Below are 1,691 nucleotides of genomic sequence, written 5' to 3'. Positions count from 1 at the left end.
AAACGGCCCTGCGTTTCACTATTCCGCCTTCGGGCAGGCCCAAGTCCGACAGGCTGCTAGGTGCCAACACAGTAACATTCCCCCCTCCTGCTAATATCCAGCGCAGTAACTGACCACTCGATGGGATGCTCACCTTTAAATATGACCCGCCACCATCTAAAGGAGTAAGCTGCTGGCTATCGTTAAGTGGACAGTCATAAATCAGCTGCTCCAAATAGCCCCGAACTCTTGCTTCGAACACAATTATTTGCCCATCTGAAAAATCAGCACGCCCATTGCGAACTCGCTGATCTAGATCGAAGCCAACCATTTCTCGAGCAGGCTGCTGCATCAATTGAACACTAACCATGCGGTCAATTGCATACATGCGGTCAGCTAACTCATCGTTTTTCATCGCGTATAGATAAACTCTTGGCCCACGCTGCAGCAGCGCTTGCGGATGTAAAACTGGCTCACTTCTCTTGCCTTCTCTATCCTGGTAAATAACCCGAATAGCTTGGCCTGATTTAAGCGAACGCAACACACCACCAAGTACCCGGTAGTCAATATGGGCAGGCTGCAAGCGTAAAGAATCAGGCAAAATGCGAAGTTTGGTTTCGCCCAACGCCATCTCTTGCGGCAGGCCTAACCACTTGCTCAGCCGTTCCAGCTGATTGGCTGAGACAAGGCCCGACAACTCTTGCTTGACTTGCAGCAGTAGGTACTCCCAGCTCTCTTCATCCAGGATCTCACCGCCCATTTCCCCTTCGTCATTAAGACGAACATAGCGAGGGGCACTGCCGTTACCAGGCAGCATACCAACGGCACCATCCTTGATGAGTTCTGCCAGATCACGCTGCAATGTCCGGTCTGCAGGCAATGCAAAACCTGGTTGATCTGCCAACTTTTGCTTGAGCATTGCCAGTGTCAATCCAGTAACACGCTCCCCCTGCACTGGCAGCAAAGAGGTCATGAGAGAAAGTCGCTCAATGCGCGACAGCATAGAGGCCATGTTTTATTCCATTTCACTTGCAGCGTGCCATTAACACACAGCATAAAAAAACGCTGCGACAGAGGTTGTCGCAGCGTATGTATCAATCCTGGAGCGCTTGAGTCAGCAGGGCTGCCGTGCGGCCGCTGACCACAAGCGTCACGGAATACCAACCCCTTGTCATCCCGACAAACAAACGCGCACGCTCAATAGGCCCAAGCTGCTCAAAGTCAGCCTCGCTCACAATGACCGAAGCTACAGACTGGCCTTTGAACCGATACACGGACTCCACCAATAGCCGGCCATCAGTCCAATGAGGTGTGCCATCCGGCAAATATTCACCAGTAAAACGGCTAACGGATAATCCAGCCAGCTCATCGCAACGCACAAGTTCAGACTGGCTATGGCCCCTCATAGAAAGGACTGCCACCGCCTCGGGGGCCATACCCTGCTCAAGCTGTGCCTTAATTGCCTGCGTTGTCTTTGCCAATAAATCTGTTCGACTACCGTCGTATTGCAGAATTGATGGCAGCTCACCAGCCCAGCCACTACGAGCTCGAACAGGGCTACTGGCAAGGCCAAAAGCATTGATACTGTCGCAGACGTACCGAGGAGAGCGGAAATTATCCAAGCAATGAATGACTACTGCATCGGGAAGCGCCGTAAGCGTCCAGCCCGTCCACCTATCCACCGCCCCCTCCAATCCCCATGATCAGGTTTT

The 1,691-nt window shown here is 52.4% G+C and carries 2 protein-coding genes; both read right to left on the bottom strand.

Annotated features, from left to right (window positions below):
- Positions 1 to 991: helix-turn-helix transcriptional regulator (locus IE083_RS15565; protein WP_189354946.1), on the bottom strand; the 991-nt coding region annotated here is incomplete at its 3' end.
- Between the two features lie 82 nt (positions 992 to 1,073).
- Positions 1,074 to 1,601, bottom strand: coding sequence for a DEAD/DEAH box helicase (locus tag IE083_RS15560; protein ID WP_189354945.1), 528 nt, complete (start codon positions 1,599 to 1,601; stop codon positions 1,074 to 1,076).
- Positions 1,602 to 1,691 lie beyond the last annotated feature (90 nt).

This window comes from Vogesella fluminis (assembly GCF_014652335.1).
Taxonomy (GTDB): Bacteria; Pseudomonadota; Gammaproteobacteria; order Burkholderiales; family Chromobacteriaceae; genus Vogesella; species Vogesella fluminis.
Note: the sequence above shows the minus strand (reverse complement) of the source record. Positions and strands in the feature narration are given on the sequence as shown.